The sequence below is a fragment of the Roseivirga seohaensis genome, assembly GCF_001592945.1.
Lineage (GTDB): Bacteria > Bacteroidota > Bacteroidia > Cytophagales > Cyclobacteriaceae > Roseivirga > Roseivirga seohaensis.
In genome coordinates, this window is the sequence record NZ_LRPB01000048.1 from 256,892 (window position 1) to 280,348 (window position 23,457).

A 23,457-nucleotide genomic window follows, 5' to 3' on the forward strand; every position below is an offset into this window, starting at 1 on the left:
CAACGTGAATGACCGTAAGAATCTGTCCGTCTCTAGTGCTGACCCATCGAACAGACAGACGCTAGCGGTTTCGCTTTCCAAACTTCAACCTCAGCGTGACGGTTACTTTCAACGTCATTCTGATAAACCTGAATCAATCTCTTCAATGACCTGAATAAGTCCTTGTCCCATGTCTACATATTCGTTTGACACTAGCTTATGACCAATCTTAGGCGTATAAGCGTAGGGCGTAATATTGTAATGTCCGTTAGTAGCGCCTTCATCGCCTAAAAACCTCACTTTCACTTCTTTACCCAGTATCTCACCAAACATTTTATAGAGATCAGCAATTTCCAATTTATCATTACCTGTCAGTACCAAGTTTTTATTGGCATACTGGGCATCTAAAATAGAAGCACTGAGTCTAGCGGCATCGTAGGCATGAATGTAATCGCGCTTATCACTTGATTTTCCACTATGCTCCATCTCGGTTTGATCCATGAAGTTTTTCAGAAGACGATAAACTCCATTGGCCATGTCGGTGCGTGGCCCATACAAACTCCCATAGCGGAGAATTGTATATTCTAATCCAAATTGATTGTAATACTCTTCAACATAGTTTTCGCAGGCCTGTTTGCTGCATCTGTAAAAGCTACCTTCGCGACTGTACACATAAACAGTAGAGCCAAAAACAAAGCGCTTTACATTATTCACCCTACAAGCCTCAAGCATATTGACCGTACCTTGAATATTAATGGCAACGGTTTCAATCGGTCGTGCTTTGGCAGCATTTAAATCGGCCAATGCCGCTAAGTGATACACATAATCGAAACCCGAAAGTTGCTCGATGAGTTTTTCGGCATCGCAAACATCTCCTTTAATGAAGCTTTGGTCTTCACGTAAATAAGGTGACTCTACTTGGTCTAAAATAGTAACCTCATGCCCGATATCAGAAAGCGCATCGGCTATATGGCTACCTAAAAATCCAGCACCTCCTGTTACTAAAACTTTGCTCATTTCTTTTTGAAGTAATTAATCACATTTTGTGCTGCTTCCATTTCCATATTAATTCTTACTTCGCTGGCATAAGAACCGATATGAGGAGTAAGCGTACAATTTTTCATTTTACTTAAAGGGCCAGAATAAGGCTCTTCTTCGAAAGTATCAAGATAAGCAGAAGCGGCAGGATTTACGCTCAAAAAGTCCAGTAATGCAGCCTCATCTACCAAACCGCCACGTGATGCATTGACCAAGCACAAGTTGGTTTTTGCCTTGCCTAAAAATTCAGCATTAACCATATGTTTGGCTTCTGGCGAATATGGAGTATGAATAGTTATAATATCTGATGAGCTGATCAGTTCATCCAGACTTATAAAGGATACATTATGCTTTTCAGCAAACTCGGTATTCTGGTATAAATCGAAAGCCAATACTTTTACTTTGAAAGGGCTAAGTAACTCTACAAGCCTACAGCCTACCCTGCCCAAACCAATGATACCGACCGTTTTCCCTTTTAACAGCGTACCCATTGGCTTTTCCCAAATACCATTCGTAATATTCGTGTGAGCGTTGGCAATGCTTCTCATGCACGAAAGAATACCTCCTAAGGTAAGTTCTGCCACTCCATCCACATGGGCACTTGGGGTGTTTTCAACTGTAATATTTAGCTTTTTAGCCGCTTCAAAATCTACATTGTCCATGCCAGCCCCTAAGCGACAAAGGTACTTTAGGTTTTCAGCCGAGCCGAGCACCTCAGCATTCAAGACTTCTGTACCCGCAATTAAACCATCATAGTCCCTTAAAATTGCTTGAGATTCCTCCACCGATAGTTTTCTTCCATAGGGATTTACGGTAACCTCAAATCCTTCTGCTTCCAATAATGCCAAAGGAGCAGGGTCTACTTTTCCATATGAAGAGGTGGTAGTGAGTATTTTATAAGCCATTTTCGGAAGATTTTTTTAGTGCTTCTTTGATTTTATCGAGTCCTTCTAACCACCATTCACTGATACCTACATCAAAGTAAGTGTGAATATCACGACCCGTTACCCAAGTACGGATGATTGGTGCTGAGTTCTTGCCCATCCACCACCAAGGGTTGGGTCCATCATGGCTTTGAACTGTATATTTTCTAAAAGCCCATACGCCTTGATCGTAATAATAGGCTTTTTGATAGGATTGCCTTTCGGTAGACACATTGCGCTCTACTCCGCCATAAGGTCTTAACAATCCATTTTCAGTAATTTCCATGGCACGCAAAGGATGATCATCCTGTGCTTCCCAAACAGTCATACAGGAATCCAATTCCTTTTCATCATCTAATTTCTGAAGGCATTTATCGATGATGTCTCCATCCACATATACCGTATTACCCAGCAGTAAAACCACGTTTTCAAGGTTTTCATAGCGCTCGTCTACCCATTCCACTGCATGTTTAATTACATCTCCGTGGTTGATGGTGTCTCCGCCCAATTCATCAGGACGAGGAATAACGGTAGCACCGTATTTCTCTGCTGCTGCGGCAATGCCTTCTCCATCGGTAGAGACAAATACTTTGTCGATTTTTAAGGCATCGAGTGATGCCTTAATTGGATAATAGATCAACGGTTTTCCCTTGACCTCTAAAATATTCTTATTGATTATGGATTTACTGCCTGCTCGGGCAGTGATAATGGCTACGTTCATTGTTTTCCTAATTGCTCATTTATAAAAGCTAAGATACGTTCTGCTCTCTTCTCCCACGTGTAATTTTCTATGAATTTTTTATGGCCGCTTTGACCTAAGGCTTCTCGCTTGCTTACACTCATTAATGTGTTGACAGCATTTACCCAGGCCTGAATATTATCGTGCGCAGCAAAAACTGCGGTATCATCATCCAACACTTCGCGTAGTACTTCCAAATCAGAAGCAATGATAGGCTTGGAATACGACATGTATTCAAACATTTTTAATGGAGAGGTGTATTTTCCAATATTTGACTTTTTTCCTGTTCTCACATCCGGTTGATTCGGGAGCAGGCATACATCAACATGTTGCATGTACTTCCAAATATCATCATGGTCTACAAAACCCTTTATCTCTACATTTTTTGTCTTGACTTCATTGTAAAGCTTTACTTCACTGGAATTACCTCCTATGATTATGAAGTTATGTTCGGGCAATTTGGCAGCTAATTGTAAAACCACATCAAGACCCTTTCCTTTATGAAAAGACCCGACATAAGCTATATTCAAATATTTCTGGTCATTAAAAACAGCCTGATATTCTGGGTTGGGTAAACCAGCGGCATCCTCAATCACAACTACTCTCTTATTCAGAGCTGGATAAGCTTCAAGTAAATCATCTTTGATGGCGTGAGTAATTGTGGTGAATCCGAGACATTTTTTTTGTTTGGCTGCCTTGCTAATCGCTGCTTTGAACAGGAAACCTTTATTCCAAGCATCATCGTGAAGCTCTATTACATAAGGAGAGGTATCCGCAATCAGTGGAAAGAGCACGAACCGTGAATAGATGGCATCATGTTGATACTTTTTGAGCCGCCTTGCAAACAACCACAGCATCCAGTACAAACCTCCCTTGATACCCGGTAACTTTATAGTAAAGTGATCAATTTTTTCAGTAAATCCGGGCCAGGCCATGCCTGTACCTTTATTACTCAGCAGCTGAACCTTAATACCGACATTGCTCAAAGCGGGCAACAGCTTTCTCACATGTACGGCACTAGCCCTGTCAGAGGGAATTCGTGTATCGGTGAGAAACAACAGTTTTTTAATCTGTTTTGTCATTTATTCAATAGTCAGACAGACCTCAACTACCAAGCCTGATCACTTCTTTGATTCGTTGAAATAGGCATATAATCTATCTACATTTCTGGAGACGTTGTGGTGTTCATCGATGTATTTCCTGCAGGAGGTACTTATCTTCTCATAAGTTTCATTATCTGTAACCAACGACTCTACCTGCTTAACAAACGCCTGGAAGTCTCCGTGAGAGCAATAGCCAAGATGTTCTTCTTCTATAACATCTGAAGGGTCATAGTTCATAGAAACCACAGGGCGGCCAAAAGCCCATGCCTGAAGATAGACCATGGGAAAACCTTCCGCTTCGCAGGTACTGATGAACATCCTAGAGTTTTTAATATAGCCATTGGTCATTTTCATTTCCTGCCCACCTAAAAACCTGAAATTTGGTTGCTTTTCTGCCTCTTCACCCCAACTGGCATAGTGCTCTTCCTGAGCCTTGCCTATCAGGTAAAAATCCATGTCAAGATGCTCCAGTGCTTTTGCCAAGTCGAGAAATAACTCTGGGTTTTTGACCTTTTTTATACTGGCTACCCAAACCACATAAGGTCTGGGGGTCGGGGCAGGCTCGACATACTCGTCAAACACTCCGAAAGGGATAAAAGTCTTGTTAAAGCGCTCTGGGATAAGACCTAAGTGCTCCTTATTGATGGCAATGTAGCCATTAATCATTTTACGGGCCTGAAAGAAATGATATGCTTTGGTGACCTTCTTCAGGTTGTGCTTGAGTATAAGCCACGGACTTTTGTAGGGTTTCTTTTTAGGGTAATACTGCAAATCATTGACATGATTAACGGAAAAGAAAATCGGTATCCCAGCCTTGCGAATGTTCTTAAAATTGGGCCATATGAGTTTCTTATTATAGTTCCAGTAAAGCACATCTACCTTTTGCTTTATCAGAAAAGTGGCCAGGTCCTTTTGGTCCTGTTTGTTAATCTCAACAATCGGGTAAGGCCACTCAACAGAGTCATCATAACCATTTACTGCCCCATAAACCACATCATACCCCTTGTCCACAAAGGCCTTTGTGTTGATATGGCAGGCTACTTCGGAACCTCCCATCACCCTTGAGAGATGTGCATTGATGATCATTACTTTCATATACTCAACTCATTTTTTTCTACCTGTGCCATTTCGCTCTACATGTTCAGTAATCCTTAACAACCTCTATTCTGTTGTGATCCAACATTTCAAAACTTCTGTATATTTTTCTGATCCGGTCATGGTGTACCAATAAGTCTTCACTATTCAGGTAAAAGGCTTTGACCTTCAGGCGTTCTGTCGATGAAAAGATAGCGGACACATTGACCAAACCACTTGAAAAACAGGATGCAAGAATTGCCGGACGTTCTACCTGGCCATCCATGAGTATTTTTTCTGCAGGAGCATCAATGGTTAGGATTTTGAATATTTTTTCTACTTCGTCTATTTCGGCCTTGTTTTCTGTACGATGCGGAATGTAATACACATCGTGCCCTTTAAAATACTTGCTCACTCTTCGGAGCACTGTAAGGTATACGTCCGGCTTCATGTAGATTCTGCCAAGCGGTGCTCCCAGAAAATATACCTTTTCGCCAAAATTATCCAGGTTTTTAATTTTTCTCTGCTGGAGGTTGAACTGATTAATGATCAGCTGATCTCCGGGTCTGTGCAGTTTAATCCTGTAGCTGGAAAAAAAGGTGACTGCTTCCGGCAGCCTTACTTCATTGATCACTACCGGGTTATTTCCTTCGGACACTTGCTGATCAATTTTATCTGCCAGGGTTATGGTCGATGAACCATCATCAAAAAGCACCATGCGCTCAAAATCTGCTTCATTCATCAGCCTTCTCAGATAGATATCATTGGAGAGGATGTTGACGGTAAAGAGCTTTTTGATAGCTCCCCATTTCTTAATCCTTCTGAGCAGTCTGCCATAGGCAAACATATAAAGGCATCTTTTATAGATGCGCGTGTAACGTTTGGGAATGCCCCGGTCGTCAAAAAGAAAATAGAGAAAGGAATAAAAGTAGTAAACTTCCGTCCAGGAGGATGGATCTACTTTGCCATGAAGCTGATCGTAGCAGTCGCGATAGTGACCAAATACAATCAGGTAGTTGTCATCAGCTTCACAACTGAGCTGGTGTCTGGCTTCTTCTATTTGCAGAAGGTGTGTGGCGGTGGAGATGGTGAATATATTGGCCATGAAAGAGGCTATCTATTAGGTCAATCTTCTTTTGAATTCAACACAAACTCCGCGAGCTGCCAGTCGAGCCTAGTATCTATATCCATAGAAGAGTGCTCATCCATCAGGTACTTTCTCACTTTCTGGAATTTGCCAATGGGTTTTTCCTTCAGCACAGCGGCATGCATTACATAAATAGCCCCGTTTACCTCATAAACCTTGGGGCAGTCCTGTCTGCGGGTATAATTTCCGGGTTTTGACTTTTCCAGCCAGCCAGCCTCATTTTCTTCTTTCAAAACATAGTAGGGGTTGGCGTTGGTCTCTCTGACAGAGACTACCATATCACATACTGCATCGAACAGGTCGATGGCTCCCTGTATATGGGAGGCCGAACGAAACGGTGATGTTGGCTGCAACAGTATAATGGTATCGGGGGTGTAGCCCTTTTTTTCATAAAACTCCATGGCATGCAGCAACGCACCATAAGTACCAGCTGTATCGGTGGCAAGTTCTGCAGGTCGTATAAAGGGTACCGGCAGGCCTGTCTTTTCCACCACTGACTTAATCTCAAAGCTATCGGTTGAAACACAAATGTGCTCATCAGGAAACACAGCCCTCGCTGCTTCTACGGTATAGTTGATCAGGGGCTTACCATTGAGCGGTTTGATATTCTTACCAGGTACCCCTTTGGAGCCTCCCCTTGCCGGAATAATTACCAGTGGCTTCATAAATCGAGGTGCTTGATATCTTCCTGGGCTTTAACAAAATCCTGTGGCTTTCCTATGTCCAGCCAATAGGTACGCATAGGGTAAGAAATGAGCTTGCCATTGTTTTTCAGCAGGTCTTCCATCAGGTCGGTACTGTTATAAAACTCATCCTTTGGTATTCGCTCCAGCACTTTCCGCTTAATCAGGTAAATGCCTCCATTGGAATAGTAAGTATAAGTGGGTTTTTCTTTGAATGAAAGCACCTCATTGTTCTCCGTTTCCAACACAGCATAGGGCACATCTACATTGTAAGGAATAGTAGCAACAGACATATCAGCATCGCGCGAAATGAAGTCCAGAAAGAAGTCCTCATAATCCAGTGTTGTCAGAATATCTGAATTGGTCACCAATACATAGTCGTGCTGAAAGTTCTTGATTTTGCTCACGGCTCCAATGGTGCCGAGCGGTTTATCTTCCCATACGTAGTCAATAGTAATATTGTCCTGGGTGCCGTTGCCGAGGTGTTCCTCAATCTGTTCTCCCAGATATCTAATGGATATCCAGAAGTCGTCCATTCCAAAACGCTTCAAGCGATCCAGATTGTGCCTTATGATGGTTTTGTCTCCCACTTTAAGCAGCGGTTTGGGGGTGGTATCAGTCATGGGCTGCAAGCGGCTGCCTCTCCCCCCCGCCATGATGACCACATCTACCGGCAGATAAGAGAGTAATTCTCTCAGGTTGATAATATTGACCACCTTCCTATTGGCATCGATAATGGGGATGATCTTAAAATGCCCTTTTCTGAACTCAATTATCTGCTCCAGTCGGTAGTCGCCCTTTTCTATGTAGCGCGGGTTGGGCTGAATGATCTTCTCCACTTCATCCTGTACCGAAAAATCCTTGAGCAGCCCTCTCCTTACATCACCATCGGTCAGGCTGCCAATCAGTGTATCATTTTCATCTACAACAAACAAAATGGCATCTCTGGCCAGAATATTGAGCTGGGCCATGGCCTTTAATACAGTGGTTCCTTTCAGGATCAGGTGTTCTTTATAGTGCCTCATCTTTCGTTTCCCGGTTGTTCAAAAAAATAGCGATGTTATTGACAATTAACTTTCAGATTCTTCTAGGCGCTGCATGAGCCACTGATGATATTTCCTTAACCCATCTTCCAGCGCAGTTTGTGGAGACCAACCTGTGTCTTTCCCGATTTTGTCAATGGACAACACAAACCTTTCAATAGCATTGTGGTCTGTTTCAACCACCTTTGTCTGCAGTGCCTTACCCATCTGTTGTTCCACTGCTTTGACCAGTTGATTCACATCATGTCCCTGTCCTGAACCTACATTGTAAGCTCCTGTACAGGCTGCATCAATGAGTTTTTGTACGGCCTCTATCAGATCTGCTATATATATATAGTCGCGCACCTGGCTGCCGCCTCCCCATAGCTGAAAGACCTTATCGTTGATAATCGCATCAAAAATAATGGGAATCACTCCCTGAAGCCCATAAGAAATCTGCCCCGGCCCATAGGGATTTGAAGGCCTGATAATCAGGTACTCGAAGTAGTTTTTTGATGCATAAAACCTAATATAATCTTCAATGGCACACTTGACAATGCCATAAGAGCCTATAGGCTCCCGCGAATGGTCTTCTTTGACAAGGGCCGTTTTGGGCTCTCCATAAACAGTGCCTCCTGACGAAAAATAGATCAGCTTGCGGACTCTGGTTTCAGGTAAGATTTTCAGCAACCTAATGGTATTCATCAGGTTGCTATTGAGATCAAAAACGGGGTCGGCATCGGCCGTCTTGGGTACCGTAGTAGAAATGAGATGAATCACTGTGTCTATTCCTACCAAAGATTTTCTTAGAAGGTCTTCCTGCTCAAAGTCTCCATAAATGTATTGTACACCTGCCTGCTCCTTTGCACCAATCCGTCTTCTCTCAAATACGCTTACGGCATTGTGCTCTTTCAGAACTTGCACGAGGTGGCTCCCGATAAAGCCGCTTCCACCCAAAACCAGCATGCGCTTTTCCGGCTGACTCAAGACGTGGCGGTGTTTGTTGAAAGATAAGGACTGATCATACTTAGCTTCTGGCAGACAAGTTCTCTTTAAAATAAGTCATTATGCGTTCCAATGCACGACCATCTCCATAAATTTCATCGCAGACAGTGGTCGGCCATCCTTGTTCGAAACCCAGATTGAGTGCTTCTTCAATGCTCTCTCTTTGGCAATCTGTATGGGTGATACTACCATCATGCTCCCTTCCCTCCTGTCGGGAACCTATGTTGATGACCTGCTTATGAAAATAGGGGGCTTCCATGAGCCCGCTGCTGCTATTGCCGATTACAAATTGACAGGCACTGAGTGCAGCATAGTAGCCTTGTGCTCCGAGGTTTTCACGAATGACCACCTTTTCGTGATCACGCCACTTTTCTATTACATCCAGAATTTGCTGATAACCTGGATCATTATTAGGGTAAGTGATTAACACGGTGTGTCCCCTATCAGTGATGACTTTCAGACTATCATCCATCGCCTGGGCAATATCTTCATCTGAGCGGGTAACAGGGTGAAAGGTCATCAGGGCAAAAGCGCCCGGAAGTATGCCGGGCACAAAGTGAGCAATGGGTTTTGGTGAGGCCTGGAAATGCTTGATAGCATCAATGGCCAGTGATCCCGTAAATACCAGTTTTTTCTCATCCAGAACAGGCATTGCCTTCAGGCGCTCAAAGCTGCTCTTTGCTGTAGCTAGGATGATATCTGAGAGGTTAGAGATGTTATAACGATAAATATTGTCTACTGCACCTTTAGTCAGATTGCCTCCTCCTGAATGGATGATGGTGACTCCTGCAAAATGACAGGCTACTGCAGCGGCATAGGCTTCGGGCCGATCGCCCAGAATAAACATAGCATCCGGCCTCTTCTGCTCCAGAAGTACAGATAATTCTGAAATGAGCTGTGTGAATTCCTGCTGACCGGGCTCTGTATCTTCTCTGAAAACGTCTATGATAGCACTAATATCTAAGCCATCAGCCCTGATCTCATCAATGGTATGGCCAAAGCGCTTCAGCAGATGAAGCCCTGACACATAGATGCTGTAGTCAAAGTCTTCAGTGTTTGCTACTGCCGCTATTAACCGCTTCATAATGCCATAGTCAGACCTAGCTCCTGTAAAAAATCCTATTGTTTTTTTCACGCTAGATGTTCCGGTCTTATTACCCTGTTCCCTTCAATGGTGGTGCTTACTTTTTTACCAATTACCTGATCTTGTTCAGTGGGCAGATAGCCAAAACCCGGACGCTTATAGCAGAGGTCTTCCTGGGTAATGATATGCCCAACAGGTAAATCAGTTTTGGCTACAATACTCTTTCTAGCCACCTTTTTAATACCTATTTCCTTTTCAGTAAAGATTTTCTCGTTGGTTCCCATCAGAGTTTCCACCTTTCTGATTGCCTTTACCAAGTCTGCAAACTCTTCAATGGTGGCTGAGGCCTGATGATCAGGGCCTTCGTCATTCTTGTCAAAGGTCACGTGCTTTTCTACCACGGTTGCTCCCAGGGCTACTGCGGCTATAGAGGCCTCATTACCCAGCATATGATCTGAGTAGCCTACATTTCTGCCAAATCTCTTTCTCAGCTCCAGCATCACATTCAGGTTGATGTCTTCCGGACTGGCCGGGTAGCTACTCACACAATGCAGGATAGTTATGTCTTTCGGACCCCGTGCTTCAAAAAGAGCAATACCTTTTTCAATCTCTTCAAAGGTAGACATGCCCGTTGAAAGTATAATCGGCAGGTCTTTCTGTGCCATGAAATCGACCATATCCAGGGTGAAAATTTCTCCTGAAGGAATTTTAAAGAAGGGCATGGGGATATTATCCCAAAGAAAGTTCAGGCTGTCCATTTCAAAAGCCGAACAGCTATAGTCTACCCCCAGCTCCTTACACTTTTCATACAGTTTGATATGATCCTGGAAGGGCAGCTGGTAGCGCTTAGACATTTCAATGGGTGACTTGGTTTTGTCCCGGCCTTCCTGGTAGTTGGCCTTGAAGGCGTCCAGTGAGTAGGAATTGAGTGGATTGCCCATTTGAAATTTCACTGCATCTACGCCTATAGCCGCGAGTGCTTCCACATATTTCAGCGCCACTTCCAGGCTCCCGTTATGGTTGGGGCCTACCTCAGCGATGATGTAACAGCCTTGCTTATCTTTCATAGAAATATAGTTTTATCCCTTTCATGCCTACAATCTCACGTGGTGTTCCTGTCAGATTGGCTTCTTTGCCCATGGAAAGGTCAATAATTGCTTTTAAATAGTTAAGTCCTGAATTGTGGGTGAAGGGATAGCCTCCTCCAAAGCGGGGATTGAAGTCGATGAAGTACACTTCACCGGCCTCTGTTTCCATAAAGTCGATGTCCATGTTACCGGTATGCCTGAATTTTGCACTGAGCTCTCTGGCCATTTCAACAAAGGCTTCGCTGCTAAAGGACCTTGCCTTGTCTGTTTCTCCTGCCCGCATGGCCATCTTTTCTCTGAAGTGGGCACTGAGAAATTCACCCTGATAGTTGTTGAAAATATCCATTCCTACTTCCCTGCCTTCTATCATATCCTGCAGCAGGAAGGTATCAAAATCTACCGTTTGGAGGGCTTTAGCATCTCTGATAATTTCAAGACCGACACTACCGCTTCCCAAAATGGCTTTTTTGATAACCGGGAACCTGATAATCGCTCTGGCCTCTTCTATATTCCAATAAGACCTGGGCACCCTGATATCATTGGCCAGACACCATGCGTAGCTTTTCTTTTTGTCCAGGCATTGGTTAATTACCCCGGAGTCAGAAACCCAGATGCGCGTGCCCGACTCAAGGAACCTTGCCTTATTTTCACTCAGCACAGGTAGCTCAAAGTCCATCAGGGGAATGATCACATCGATCTGATGCTCTTTACAGATTGCCTCCAATGCTTTGAGATAATTAGCTTCATTTCCGCTGACATAAGGAGTCAATACAGGTATCACTTTTTCAGATACACTAAATGCCGCTGTATCTCTAGACACATCTCCTGCAAAAATTGTCAGGTCATAGCCCTCTTGTTCGGCAAGCTCCAGCGCATACTCAATGAGATAGGTTCTTCTTCCGGCATTGGTGAAAAGCAGGTTCATAGCAGGTTGTTCAGCATTCCACCTGTGTTTACCACCAGGGTGTTGCTCATTTCTTTTCTGTAAAAATACTCGATGCTTTTGGCATTGTAAATAGGATCAGGCAATACGGATGTTTCTTTGAAAAACCACTGTCGGGCGGCCTCTGTTTCAGGGGTTCTGTCGTGATAGCGACCGGCATAATCATCTACAATCTCCAGCGGGCTTAACTCGGTCTCCGACCCGGCAAACTCTGCTGCTGCCTGCAGGCAGCGCTCTTTGTCTCTTGCTACTGAAACCCCAATGACCCTTGTCGGCAATTGCAAAGCTGATACCGCCTTGCAAATTCCAAAGGCCGTAGTGCCGGTACCATAGGGCAAAATGATATGCCCGACCGATCTTAGTGTCTCATTGGCCTGAAAAAGTGACTTAAAATAGGCACAATATTCTGCTGCAGCTCCGGGGGTATGCCCTCCACCGGGTATCCACAAATAGTCTTTGTATCGCTCTTTCTGCTCGTCAATAAAAGCCGTTGCTTCCGCTCCTTTAACAAAGAGCACTTTGGCTCCAAAATCAATACTGGCTTTCAGGTGTGGAAAGTCTCTCTCGTCAACTTCGCTTTCTGCAATAATGATCAGCACCACTGGCTTGCCCAGGTAGGCTCCGTAAAAGGCGGTGGTCATACAGTGGCTTGAAAAGACAGACCCTAGTGTGATGAACCCGTTCACCTCAGGTTGCTCTTTAAGAATACCATTGAACTTACGCAGCTTGTTGCCTGATACATAGCTGTGATTCTGCCCTTCATCGAGCAGTAGGTTACCACTGTTCAAGCTTTGAATATGATGTTGTAGTGCGATCAAAAAAAGATCAGGATTTAAAAAAGGGCTGGGTAGTCATGTAGATTTTATTACCATTGATAACGGTATAGGCAGACTCGTGACCCGGAAAATCAAGGCCTCTTACCCTTCTGTCCAGCTCTTCCGGAGTAATTATGGCAAGATCAATTTCTTTTCTCTTGTCTATCGCCTTTTTGTTAAAGTATTCCTTCTTTTCCCCGTTGGCGATGTACACTGACTGAGGAACAGCTTCAATCGTTTCATCAACGATGCTGTCAATATTATCACTAAAGGCCTTAAAGAGAGCAAATTGTGTCTTTCGATAGACTGTGTAGGAGGTGTCTGTGGATTCCAGGTCAAAGAACTCTCTGGCCAGTAAATCTCCTGCATCAATGGCTTCATTGATGATATGCAAAGTACCGCCACTTTGAGTATCGCCTTCTATAATACAGTGATTGGCAATGTGCAATCCGCTACGGGCGGGCAAAATACCACCATGCATATTAATAAGGTATTTGGCAAACAGATTGAGGAAGGGAGGCTTGTAAATAATGGAAGCCCTGCAGCTAATACCATAGTCAAAGGCTCCTGCTTCAAATGCGTCTACTACCTCCTGCTGGCTGTGGAGTGTACGAATACCATATTTCTGTGCCTCGTCATACAGGCATGTTTTATCTTCCCAGGGATCATTGGCAAACACCTTGGACCTGGCCAGTGTAAGCACTGCCGCCACTTCTACTTTGGGATGATTATGGAGTACCCTGAAAACCTTAGTGGCCAAAGGAATATCTCCGATTACCAGGAATTTTACTTTACTCATCTCTTATCGTTTTCTGCTATTCCAGATGACGTGTTTGTGCAGTGAACCATTGGCATCAAAATAGTCAAATACATTTCTTACCTGATCCTCTTTCTCTTCCAGCTCTTCCAGAGAAAACTCACCACGGCTTGTTTTTATTCTGAGTATAGAGGGCAGCAGTGACAGCCCGTGGTAGTCCAGAAACTCAAAACCGGCTGCTGCCAGGTGGCCTTTCATATCATCTTTGGTAAAGAGCCTGAACTTGAATTCTGTTTTTCCTTTTCCTTCTTTAAAACGTCTTTCCTCCAGGTTTTCCAGCAGGTCCTCGATCTCATCCAGAATCACTGACTTATAGGTAGCTCCTTCAATATCAGGCTCACTGTTCACCAGAATACCTCCTGACTTGAGCACCCGATGTGCTTCACCCAGTGCTTTTTCGAAATTTTCGTTGAGGTAATAAAACACGCCAATGGCTAGAGCCACATCTACCAGTCCATCAGGAATGGGCAGACTGTCTGCAGAACAGTGTATTACCATCAATCGATCAGTCAGACCGTTTTTCTCTGCGTATTGGGCGAGGTCAAAAAGGGGCTGAATGTGTGCATCCAGGGCGATCACATTATAGCCTTTGTTGAGCAATAGTTCCGTGAACCTGCCATCACCACAACCAATATCAATCGCGAGTTTTCCTTCAGGGTTTTCTACTCCTTCTATGAAACCATTGATGGCTTTTTCATAGTAGGGTGTTTCCCAGTAAGACAAATGAAATTTCTGATCCCTGAGTGTTCTGAGAATGGAGCCAGTTGACATTTTATCATGATATTCTATGCCTAGATTTTTCTCCATCTCTGCGGTATAAATACCTGTCGACTCGAATTCTGAGAGCTGTGGGGCAGCTTCCAGGACTGTATTTTTCCAATGATCGTTCATCTCCTTAATTATACTTTAACACTACTTGGGATATTCACTATTCTTTCTTCCAGCCAGATACTATTGGCAAGGCTGTCTTTCTGACATTGCTCATACATAGGCAAGCTTGAAATAAGCCTCCATATAGGCCTGGTCATCACTGCCGCATCATTAGTTTCCTGCAAAAACCGATTTCTTTCTTCAAGATTCTCCAATTCAACACTGATAAGCCAATGGTTCCAGTCAGTGCCGGCAGGAATGGGTTTAAGCCTGGCCGACTCCCCGGTAAATACCTCTTGATATGAGGCAAGGAGCACTTTTTTAGCACTCTTTATTTCTTCTATGCGTTCCATCTGAGCACAGGCTAGTGCGGCATTTACGTTGGGCATACGAAAATTATAGCCCAGTTCATCATGTACATACTCCCACCTATGGGGTACTTTGGCCGTAGTAGTCAGGTATTTTGCCTTCTCCGCAAACTGCGCGTCTTTCGACACTATGGTTCCACCTCCTCCGGAGGTAATGATCTTATTACCGTTAAAGCTGAAAGCTCCGGTCTGGCCAAAGCTACCCGCAGACTGGCCTTTGTATTTACTACCCAGGGCTTCTGCGGCATCTTCTACTACTTGGATTTTCCAGCGATCACAAATAGCAACTATCTCGTCTATGCGACACATGTACCCAAAGGTATGCATCGGTACACAGGCGGCTATTCTCCTTCCTGTTGATTTGTTAAAACACCCTTCTTCACGCAGCTCCCCAAACTCATCCAGAAAGGCGGACAGTGCCAGAGGAGACATGCCCATGGTATCTAGGTCCACATCAATAAACACAGGCCGGGCAGAATTGTAGGCAATGGCATTGGCCGTAGCCACAAAAGTAAGTGCCTGAGTCAGTACCTCTGTACCCTTGCTCACTCCGGCCAATCGCATGCCCACCTGTAGTGCTGCCGTACCATTGACCACTGCAACAGCCTTGGCGGTTTCTGTATAGCGAGCCATCTCTGCCTCAAAGCGATCTACATAGGCGCCCACAGAAGACACAAATGTGGTATCAATTGTGTCCGCTAAGTAGTTCTTTTCATTTCCTGAAAAACAGGGTTCGTGCAATGGTGTAAAATCACGATTGCCGTTTATCTCCTTTATCTGCGCTATGGTCTTGCTATAAGTCATTTTTAATGGGTTTCTATCCTGCTTTATCCAGCAGTTTACATTTTACTATCCAAGTATTTCCCAGTCTCCAGATGACCAAAGCCCGGAATCATCTCATGAAAGAGACTAACGATTTCATCCTTCCTCCAGGCTCCTCGAGTGATCATTTGTTGAATTCGCCTCTCGAAATGATTCAGTTTTTCATCATCAAAGGATAGCTCGTTTTTGATGATTCCCAGGTTGGCAAAGCGCTCCATATCCAGTGTTTCGCTTTCAGTAAAAAACTCTTCAAAGTCTTTTTCACCCGTTGTATCGCTTGGAGTAAACAGGCAGGGCCATTGCTTTTTGGCAGGTAATCCATGCACGAGAGACCTTGCTTCTTCTTCTGTCTCACAAAGATATGGCTCAAAGCCCCTTTGCTCTAGGTATTTCACAGCTATGCTGGAAAAGGTGGTGAGATGAAGTGAGTCACTGAGTTTAGGAAAGAATATGTCCCTATTCTCACCAAATACACATGACATCAGACATAGTTCTCCAGACTCCTGGGGGGTTACAAAGTAGCGTTTAATATCGTTGGGAGCCACAATAGGTTGTTGCTTGGCAATGCGCTGATTAAAACCGTGTAAAAGTGAGCCGTCAGAAAAAGCTACATTGGCAAAACGGGCTGTTGAAATATCGATCTGCTGACTTCTGCGCATCAGAAAAAGCTCCATAATGCGCTTAGATCCACCCATCATATTTACTGGATTGGCGGCCTTATCGGTAGAAACACAGAAATACTTTTTGGCACCTTTTTCTATGGACTGGCCAATGGTCTTATCGGTATTGAAGACATTGACATTGATCATACGCATCAGCGTGAATGGATCTTTCTCGCTTCTTACATGCTTAAGTGCCGACAGGTTGAGTACATAGTCATAGACTCCATCCTGATTAATAAAAGTATTGTATTCTGCTGAACCAATGTCCAGCGCGAAAGTCCCGAAATCACCTTCTATGTATCCGAATGAAGATCTGATATCTCTTACCAGTTCTACAAGGTTATTCTCAGAGATGTCTACTACATGTAGCTTTCGGGGCGTACGCTTAAATATCTCCTTTACTACTGCCTGACCAATTGACCCGGCTCCTCCCAAAACCAGAAAGGTGGATTCGCTTACAATCTGGCTGAGTTCCTCTTCCGATGCTTTAATATCCGACTCAAACAAAGGGCTTTGGCGGCCAATCAGATCAAGTAGTTGTAAGTTCATGTCGATGCTATTCGAAATTCGGTCTATTTAATTTCAGGAAAACTCCTGAAGCATTACCATTTTTTTGAAATCTTCTGATTGAGCCATCAGCGCGTCAAAACTCCCGGCTCTTTCGATTTCTCCCCTTTTCAGCAGAATAATTTTATCCACGTTTTTGATAGTAGAAAGCCTGTGGGCGATGATGATGATGGTGTACTTGCCTCTCAAGTCATCTATATTTTGCTGAATGGCCTTTTCCGTTTCACTGTCCAGGGCAGAGGTGGCTTCATCCATCATCAGAAAGTCCACGTCTTTGTAGAGTTCTCTGGCGATGGACAGTCTTTGCTTTTGGCCTCCACTCAGGTTGATACCGTTCTGGCCCAGCATGGTTTCTTCCTTGTCAGTCAGCTCATCTACAAAGGCATCGATAGAGGCCTTTTTCAGGGCTTCGCGGAACCGCATCAGGTTTTCTTCAGTCTTCTCCTCCCAGAAAGAGACGTTATTGAAGATGGTATCACTGAAAATCACTGGCTCCTGAGTTATGTAGCCGATGCGCTTCTGTAAAGTTCTTACATCCAGCTCACTTGCCGAAACGCCATCAAACAGCACCCTGCCGCTATCAGGCTTGATCAACCCGGCTATCAGATTGACCAATGTTGTCTTTCCAGAGCCACTTTCACCTATCACGGCTACCGTTTCATTTCTGTTAATGGTGAGGTCAACATTTTTCAGAATGGAGGTCTCTCCATAATTAAAGCAGAGATTCTCTACCTCAATTTTACTCTGAAACCTTTCAAAAGGCTTGTCTCCGTAGTGGTCTTCACCTGCTTTAAGCTCTTTGGAAAAGCTCTTCATATTCTGCAGTGAGCCCTCTGAACCCAGAAAGGAATTCCATTCATTTTGTGCTGCAAGCAAGGCTGTCATAGCACGATAAAACAGTAATAAACTCACTGAAATCGTCACTATACCCTCACCAAAAAACTCCATTTGAATGATGATCACAGCTACTACAACCAACATGGTAATAGGCTCGCGCAAAGCCTGCATTCTAGCTTTCAAAATCCCCATGCGCCTCTGTAGTAACTCTATTTCTCGAATACGGTGTTTTAATTTCGATGAGTATTTGAAAATCAAAGAAGTGGCTTTTAAATATTTAAAATTAGATACATTCTGTAGTAAAAGTCCTTGGAAACTATGAGATTCAGAAGTATAGGCTCTTGATGCTTTCTTGGTTGCTTTGTATAGCCCTTTGAATAGAATATTAGATAATAACCCTCCTAAAGACACTAGTAACGCGAATTCAGCGTTTACAAAAAATGCCATACCAATATAAACTAACACTAAGACAGCTGATTGTATAGCCATGAAATAGGCTCTGAAAGCCCCATTCACCCGTTCAACTTCACTAGTAAAAGTATTCTGGATACGTCCACTATCGCTACTGACGAAAGAATAATAACTAAAGTTAGATAAGGCGTCAGCATTACTAATCCTCAGTTTCGCTACGAAGAACTGTTGATAAACAGCCCTGTAGTATCCTGCTAAGTATTTAAAAAAACCTTTAAGACTAAAGAATATTAAAATTATGATTAGAACTGAGTAAGTAGTTAATGATATGCCAACAGACTGAAACCCTTCCACTAAGAATGACATATTGCCTAATTGGGAGTTATCAAAGTCAGAGTTATCTCCTGTCATTTGCAAGAGCGGAAAAAACATGGTTAAACCAAAACCATCAAAAATTCCCACTAAAAGACTAACCCCAATGATTAAGAAAGTACGAGATTTCAGGTACTGATAAAAAAAAGAGAAGCTCTGAAAATACTTCTTGATTGCTTTTTTAAGGAAACTCATTAACTGAAAGAGCTTTACTTTTTCCGTTTTAAAAAACTTGTTTTATTGGTTACATCTTCCTCATAGTACCCTCCACCGTATTGATTTCCATAGCCGTAACCATAACCGTAACCATAACCATAGCCATAACCGTAGTTATAGCCATAACCGTAACCCGTACGGGATTTAAAATCATTCAGGATTAGAGCCATATTTTTAATGATTCCCTTTTCCACATATTCGTTAAGAGGTTTCAAGGAATCTTGTTGGGTATAGAGGTGGCGCACTAGATAGAGGCTGACATCGGCATATTTCAGTAAATTGAAAGTATCTGCTACAATGCCAATTGGCGGGGTATCCACTATGATGATTTCATACTTAGACTTTAAGTAAGTCATCAGCTTTTCCATTTTCTGCCCCATTAAAAGTTCAGCAGGATTGGGTGGTACTGGCCCTCCAAAAATAACATCTAAATTATTGAATTCAGTATGGATAATGATATCCTCCATTTCAACAAAGCCACCAAGGTAATTCGAAACTCCTATATCGTTGGTTAAGCCGAAATCGTCAAAAAGTTTAGGTTTCCTTAAATCCAAACCTAGCAATACGGTTTTCTTGCCGCTAATGGCCATAATAGAAGCCAAGTTGGTAGAACAAAAAGATTTACCCTCTCCCGATGAGCCAGAGGTAACCAAAATGGTTTGCAGCTCCTTTTCACTACTAAAATACTGAAGGTTAGAACGTAAGGATCGGAAGGTTTCTGCAATAATAGATTTAGGCTTATCAAAAATGGCCAAATTAGATTTTTGTTCGTTATGTCCAATCACCCCTATAATAGGAATGGAAGTAATGCGTTCAATTTGGCCTCTGGTTTCTATTCGGTTGAACGTAAGTTCTCTAATTACAATAAATAATAATGGGATAATCAAACCTAATGCGCCTCCCACCAAATAGTTTAACTGGTAATTAGGAAAGAATGGTTTTGAAGGTAAAACAGCAGGGTCTACCACTTCAGAGTTGGCCACATTCGAAGCCGATACAATAGCCGCTTCTTGCCTGCGTTGAAGCAAGTTGGTATAAATTCCATTAACAATATTAAACCTTCTCTCAATTTCCAAATAACCTTGCTCTATTACCGGGTAATCTTTAAAGTCAGATTCAACCAATTTATTCTCATCTTGATAGGCCTTGAGTTGTCCTTCTAGCTCCTCAATCTTAAGCTTCACATAACTTTTCAAGTTCCTTTTAACCTGATTTATTTGTTCATCTAAAGTTCGAATTGTACTGTTATATGGTTCTAGGTATTGAAGTAACCCTGATCGCTCTAAGGTAAGCTCACTAATTTGGTCTGTAAACTGATTCATGTATACATCCTCTATACCATATAGAGACGGGGAGATCAAATCTTGAAGACCATCGTTACTTTCAATTTTATCAAGCGACTCATTTAAAAATTCAACCTGACGCTCCAACTTTCTTATCTCAAAATCGGATTCATTTATTTTTAGCAAAAGCTCTGTTCCTTTGCTCCCTAAATCTAAAAACCTGTTATCAATTCTATATTTAGACCTTTCTGCACTTAAAGTCGCCAATTGACCTTCCAAAGTATCCATTTGGCTATCGATAAATTCTATGGTTTTCTCTGCCTTACTGTTTTTCAAGGCAAGTTCCCTTTTCTGGTATACTTCCAATAGTTTATTAAGAAAGTCAACACCCTTTTGAGGCACATCTGTAGTAAGCGTAAGCACCGCAATTGAGCTAAAGGCTTTTAAATAGGTGACATTCAATCGACTCTGAAAGCTATCAATCAGGTTTTCTCTACTATGAATTTTGAAATAGTAAGTCTTACCAGCTAAATCAGTATAGTTTTTAAATTCCAGTTTGAATCGATATTGGCTGCTCTCAATCCAACCATCTGGACGGAATCTGATAGGAGATTCTTGAACCTCTTCTCCAGCTTTAGATACACTAAACTGGTTTCCCTCGTAGAAAGTAAGTCTCCATTCCTGGTCATAGGGCTGAGGGTGACTCTTATCGTAATGTATAACAAAAGGTAGGGTTCTATATTCTTCAATCGTTTTTATTCTACCCTTAGAATAATAAGACACATCAAAGTTAAGGCTATCTAAAGCATCCCTTGTGAGTGGTTTTGATTTTAGAATTTCAATTTCATTTAAGAAAACTGCTCCGAAATCGAAACTAAACTGGGCTAAAATACTTTGGTCAATATCTCTATTCTGTTCAGGAATTAAAATGGTATTGCTTACACTGAACTTCTCTGTAGTATACCTATGATAGATATATACAGTAAGTAATAGCATAAATATGGAGATGATAAAAAGAGGCCATAAGCGGATATACTTAAAAACCACCTCTTTTGGGTTAAAAGCTGCCGTTTTTGTTTTACTCTCTCCCTGACCGAAAAGGTCTTCAAAATCTTCCATGCTGCTAGTTACTTGTTAAACTGATAAGAAAAATTCCAGTGGAAATCAATCCAACAACCACACCCAATTGGGAAAGAAAGTTATCTCCAGCTCCAATTTCACGCAATTTTAAAGGAGGTGCATAAATAATATCTCCAGGTTTAACGTACCAAAACTCTGTAAGCATTAAATCTCTTTGGGTTACATCTATCTCATGCCATTTCACTCCCCCCTCATAATTTCTTAACACTTGCACTTTCTGCCTGTCGGCATTAATGGTAAAACCTCCAGCATTGGCTATGGCTTCCAAAAGATTTGCCTCACTCCCTACTATTAGCTGTTGTCCTCCTCCTATTTCACCGGTGGTAGTATACCTAATACCAGCTAAACTCACATTCACAGAAATATCTCTTATACCTTTATCCACTCTAATTACAGATTCCAAACTATCCTTTAACGCTTTGGTTGTTAAACCGCTAGCTTTAAGAGGCTCTAGCGTGTTGATGAGTAAAAACCCATTATTATCAATAACAAAAGTCTGCCCTAGCGATTGACGCCCCCCTTGTTGAAATGCTTGTCCGCCTCCTTGCTGACCTTGACCTGAACCTGTAGTTGCGATAACATCCGCAGTGGATTGCCTAAAAGGCTCCACAGCTGTTTCTACATTAGAGAAGAAATTAATAGAAAGAATATCCCTCGGCTGTAAAAAGTATTCAGACCTAGGTGGGGTAATTAGAGTATCCAGTCCCAACTCATCAACTCCTCCCTTATTTTGAAAAAGAATAATCTTCTCATTCGGAATACAAGACGACACAATCGCAATTAATACAACCAAACCTAAAATTTTCTTTACCATTTGTTCAGTTTAATCAATTTATAGAATGGTATTATTTAGACTATTACCGTACTCAAAGCCTGTTTTCAGCATTTGCATAAAGCCTTTCATTTTATCTAATGGAATTAAATTTGGCCCATCACTTAAGGCCTTTGAAGGATCTGGGTGAGTTTCGATAAAGAAGCCGTCTACACCTGTTGCTGCGGCAGCGCGGGCTAAATAGGGTGCAAACTCTCTTTGGCCTCCTGATTTTCCATTCATGCCTCCTGGCTGTTGTACACTATGGGTAACATCAAAAATAACAGGAGCGAATTGACGCATAACAGGAAGGGAACGCATATCTACTACAAGATTGTGATAACCGAATGAAACACCGCGTTCGGTTAAGCAAACCTTCTCATTACCAGTAGATTTCACCTTGTTCACAGCGTATTCCATATCTTCTGCAGCCATAAACTGACCTCGCTTTATTTTGACGGTTTTACCCGTTTCACCAGCCGCTACCAATAGGTCGGTTTGTCTACACAGGTAAGCGGGAATTTGCAACGCGTCCGCCACTTCACTCACAGGAGAAGCTTGATATGATTCGTGAATATCAGTCACAATTGGTACGTGGTAATTTGCTTTGATCCTTGCTAGTACGTCTAAAGCCCCTTCGAACCCTACTGATCTAAATGAATCAACAGAAGTTCTATTGGCCTTATCAAATGAAGCTTTGAATACGTACTGGATATCCAGTTCAGAACAAATCGCTATTAAGGTCTCCGCAATTTGTGCACAAATATCATAACTTTCAACTGCGCATGGTCCAGAGAACAGTACCATCTTGCCATTCCCTACTTCTACACTATCACTTAAGCGAAAACCTTCTTCAAACTTATTCATTTCTTAACTGTCTTTCAATAATTAACTCATAAAAACCTTGAGACTCTAAAACCAAATCGGCCAGTTCTCGTAGTGCTCCTTCACCTCCTTTGGCTTGAAGCACCAAATCAACCTGTTCTTTCACTTTGTAGTGTCCATCTGCTGGTGTGGCAGCTAACCCACACTGTATCAGTACAGGAAGATCGTTAATGTCATCACCTATAAAGGCCACTTCATCTGCATTTAACCCGAATTCCATCAAGATATCATCAAACTTTTCTCCTTTTCTTTTCACCCCATGGTAATGAAAATCAAATTTTAGCTCGTTGCATCGATTACGCACCACCTGAGAATCGCGCCCAGTGATAACGCCTGTTAAGATTTCGTGAAGTTTTAAATGTTGGATAATCTGACCGTCTTTCACATTGAATTCTTTGGACTCCATGCCCTCATTATTATAAATGATACGGCCATCGGTAAGTACGCCATCGACATCGAAAATAATGGCTTTTATTTTTTTTGCTTTCTCAGCAATCTCAGTGGATATTCTCACAGCTTTAGATTTAGACAAATGTAGAAGGTTTTTTTTGTCTGACATAATGCTTCGATTTTGAATAAAGCCGTAAAAACACTTTAAAACCATTGACCTACTCCTCTTCTGAATCCAGCATGAACTACTAACCTTAACTCAACTTTAAATACAGCAAGAACCGAATAGATAATCCCCTCCAAAAGTTCTTATTCATAGTTCAGATGAACTCATTTATTTTTCAATAAGAATATAGCACCAAC

The 23,457-nt window shown here is 42.5% G+C and carries 22 protein-coding genes; all 22 read right to left on the reverse strand.

Going from position 1 to position 23,457, the window contains the following annotated elements:
* Window positions 1-114: 114 nt before the first annotated feature.
* From AWW67_RS15720 to AWW67_RS15825, 22 genes are read right to left on the reverse strand one after another with little or no spacing between them, the layout of a single operon-like run.
* On the reverse strand, window positions 115-996 hold the full coding sequence (locus AWW67_RS15720; protein ID WP_062302897.1) for an NAD-dependent epimerase/dehydratase family protein: 882 nt from the start codon (window positions 994-996) through the stop codon (window positions 115-117).
* Entirely contained in the window at window positions 993-1,922 is a 930-nt protein-coding gene (locus AWW67_RS15725; protein ID WP_062302898.1) for a phosphoglycerate dehydrogenase, read from the reverse strand. The genes AWW67_RS15720 and AWW67_RS15725 overlap by 4 nt, the downstream gene beginning before the upstream one ends.
* Window positions 1,912-2,661, reverse strand: coding sequence for an acylneuraminate cytidylyltransferase family protein (locus AWW67_RS15730; RefSeq protein ID WP_053223226.1), 750 nt, complete (start codon window positions 2,659-2,661; stop codon window positions 1,912-1,914). The genes AWW67_RS15725 and AWW67_RS15730 overlap by 11 nt, the downstream gene beginning before the upstream one ends.
* Window positions 2,658-3,761, reverse strand: coding sequence for a glycosyltransferase family 4 protein (locus tag AWW67_RS15735; protein WP_062302900.1), 1,104 nt, complete (start codon window positions 3,759-3,761; stop codon window positions 2,658-2,660). The genes AWW67_RS15730 and AWW67_RS15735 overlap by 4 nt, the downstream gene beginning before the upstream one ends.
* 39 nt (window positions 3,762-3,800) lie before the next feature.
* A complete protein-coding gene (locus AWW67_RS15740; protein ID WP_062302901.1) occupies window positions 3,801-4,877 on the reverse strand; it encodes a glycosyltransferase family 4 protein in 1,077 nt (358 codons plus the stop codon).
* Between the two features lie 46 nt (window positions 4,878-4,923).
* Window positions 4,924-5,961 carry a hypothetical protein gene (locus AWW67_RS15745; RefSeq protein ID WP_062302903.1) on the reverse strand — a complete coding sequence of 346 codons (1,038 nt, stop codon included), beginning with the start codon at window positions 5,959-5,961 and terminating at the stop codon, window positions 4,924-4,926.
* A gap of 20 nt (window positions 5,962-5,981) precedes the next feature.
* Window positions 5,982-6,668 (reverse strand): acylneuraminate cytidylyltransferase family protein, encoded by a 687-nt coding sequence (locus AWW67_RS15750; RefSeq protein WP_062302904.1) that lies wholly within the window; start codon window positions 6,666-6,668, stop codon window positions 5,982-5,984.
* Window positions 6,665-7,711 (reverse strand): nucleotidyltransferase family protein, encoded by a 1,047-nt coding sequence (locus AWW67_RS15755; RefSeq protein WP_062302906.1) that lies wholly within the window; start codon window positions 7,709-7,711, stop codon window positions 6,665-6,667. The genes AWW67_RS15750 and AWW67_RS15755 overlap by 4 nt, the downstream gene beginning before the upstream one ends.
* A gap of 45 nt (window positions 7,712-7,756) precedes the next feature.
* Window positions 7,757-8,695, reverse strand: coding sequence for an NAD-dependent epimerase/dehydratase family protein (locus AWW67_RS15760; RefSeq protein WP_141655480.1), 939 nt, complete (start codon window positions 8,693-8,695; stop codon window positions 7,757-7,759).
* Between the two features lie 40 nt (window positions 8,696-8,735).
* Window positions 8,736-9,848 carry a UDP-N-acetylglucosamine 2-epimerase gene (neuC, locus tag AWW67_RS15765; protein ID WP_141655481.1) on the reverse strand — a complete coding sequence of 371 codons (1,113 nt, stop codon included), beginning with the start codon at window positions 9,846-9,848 and terminating at the stop codon, window positions 8,736-8,738.
* The gene (locus AWW67_RS15770; protein WP_062302910.1) at window positions 9,845-10,864 is read right to left on the reverse strand and encodes an N-acetylneuraminate synthase family protein; all 1,020 of its coding nucleotides are present in this window, start codon (window positions 10,862-10,864) and stop codon (window positions 9,845-9,847) included. The genes neuC and AWW67_RS15770 overlap by 4 nt, the downstream gene beginning before the upstream one ends.
* On the reverse strand, window positions 10,854-11,810 hold the full coding sequence (locus AWW67_RS15775; protein ID WP_062302911.1) for an ATP-grasp domain-containing protein: 957 nt from the start codon (window positions 11,808-11,810) through the stop codon (window positions 10,854-10,856). Before AWW67_RS15775 ends, AWW67_RS15770 begins: the two co-directional genes overlap by 11 nt.
* Window positions 11,807-12,646, reverse strand: a complete 840-nt coding sequence (locus AWW67_RS15780; RefSeq protein ID WP_082794067.1) for a pyridoxal-phosphate dependent enzyme — start codon at window positions 12,644-12,646, stop codon at window positions 11,807-11,809. The genes AWW67_RS15775 and AWW67_RS15780 overlap by 4 nt, the downstream gene beginning before the upstream one ends.
* 7 nt (window positions 12,647-12,653) lie before the next feature.
* On the reverse strand, window positions 12,654-13,442 hold the full coding sequence (locus AWW67_RS15785) for a formyltransferase family protein (RefSeq protein WP_062302914.1): 789 nt from the start codon (window positions 13,440-13,442) through the stop codon (window positions 12,654-12,656).
* 3 nt (window positions 13,443-13,445) lie between these two features.
* Window positions 13,446-14,351: a class I SAM-dependent methyltransferase gene (locus tag AWW67_RS15790; protein ID WP_062302915.1), complete on the reverse strand. Its 906-nt coding sequence runs from the start codon at window positions 14,349-14,351 to the stop codon at window positions 13,446-13,448.
* An 8-nt stretch (window positions 14,352-14,359) separates the two neighbouring features.
* Window positions 14,360-15,502 carry a LegC family aminotransferase gene (locus AWW67_RS15795; RefSeq protein ID WP_062302917.1) on the reverse strand — a complete coding sequence of 381 codons (1,143 nt, stop codon included), beginning with the start codon at window positions 15,500-15,502 and terminating at the stop codon, window positions 14,360-14,362.
* Between the two features lie 35 nt (window positions 15,503-15,537).
* Window positions 15,538-16,731 carry a UDP-N-acetylglucosamine 4,6-dehydratase gene (locus tag AWW67_RS15800; RefSeq protein WP_062302918.1) on the reverse strand — a complete coding sequence of 398 codons (1,194 nt, stop codon included), beginning with the start codon at window positions 16,729-16,731 and terminating at the stop codon, window positions 15,538-15,540.
* A gap of 33 nt (window positions 16,732-16,764) precedes the next feature.
* Window positions 16,765-18,564 carry an ABC transporter ATP-binding protein gene (locus AWW67_RS15805; RefSeq protein ID WP_062302920.1) on the reverse strand — a complete coding sequence of 600 codons (1,800 nt, stop codon included), beginning with the start codon at window positions 18,562-18,564 and terminating at the stop codon, window positions 16,765-16,767.
* Between the two features lie 14 nt (window positions 18,565-18,578).
* Window positions 18,579-20,987, reverse strand: coding sequence for a GumC family protein (locus tag AWW67_RS15810; protein ID WP_062302921.1), 2,409 nt, complete (start codon window positions 20,985-20,987; stop codon window positions 18,579-18,581).
* Window positions 20,988-20,991: 4 nt separating this feature from the next.
* Window positions 20,992-21,822, reverse strand: coding sequence for a polysaccharide biosynthesis/export family protein (locus AWW67_RS15815; RefSeq protein WP_062302923.1), 831 nt, complete (start codon window positions 21,820-21,822; stop codon window positions 20,992-20,994).
* Window positions 21,823-21,840: 18 nt separating this feature from the next.
* Window positions 21,841-22,686: a 3-deoxy-8-phosphooctulonate synthase gene (gene kdsA / locus AWW67_RS15820; RefSeq protein WP_062302924.1), complete on the reverse strand. Its 846-nt coding sequence runs from the start codon at window positions 22,684-22,686 to the stop codon at window positions 21,841-21,843.
* Entirely contained in the window at window positions 22,679-23,263 is a 585-nt protein-coding gene (locus tag AWW67_RS15825; protein WP_062302926.1) for a KdsC family phosphatase, read from the reverse strand. The genes kdsA and AWW67_RS15825 overlap by 8 nt, the downstream gene beginning before the upstream one ends.
* Window positions 23,264-23,457 lie beyond the last annotated feature (194 nt).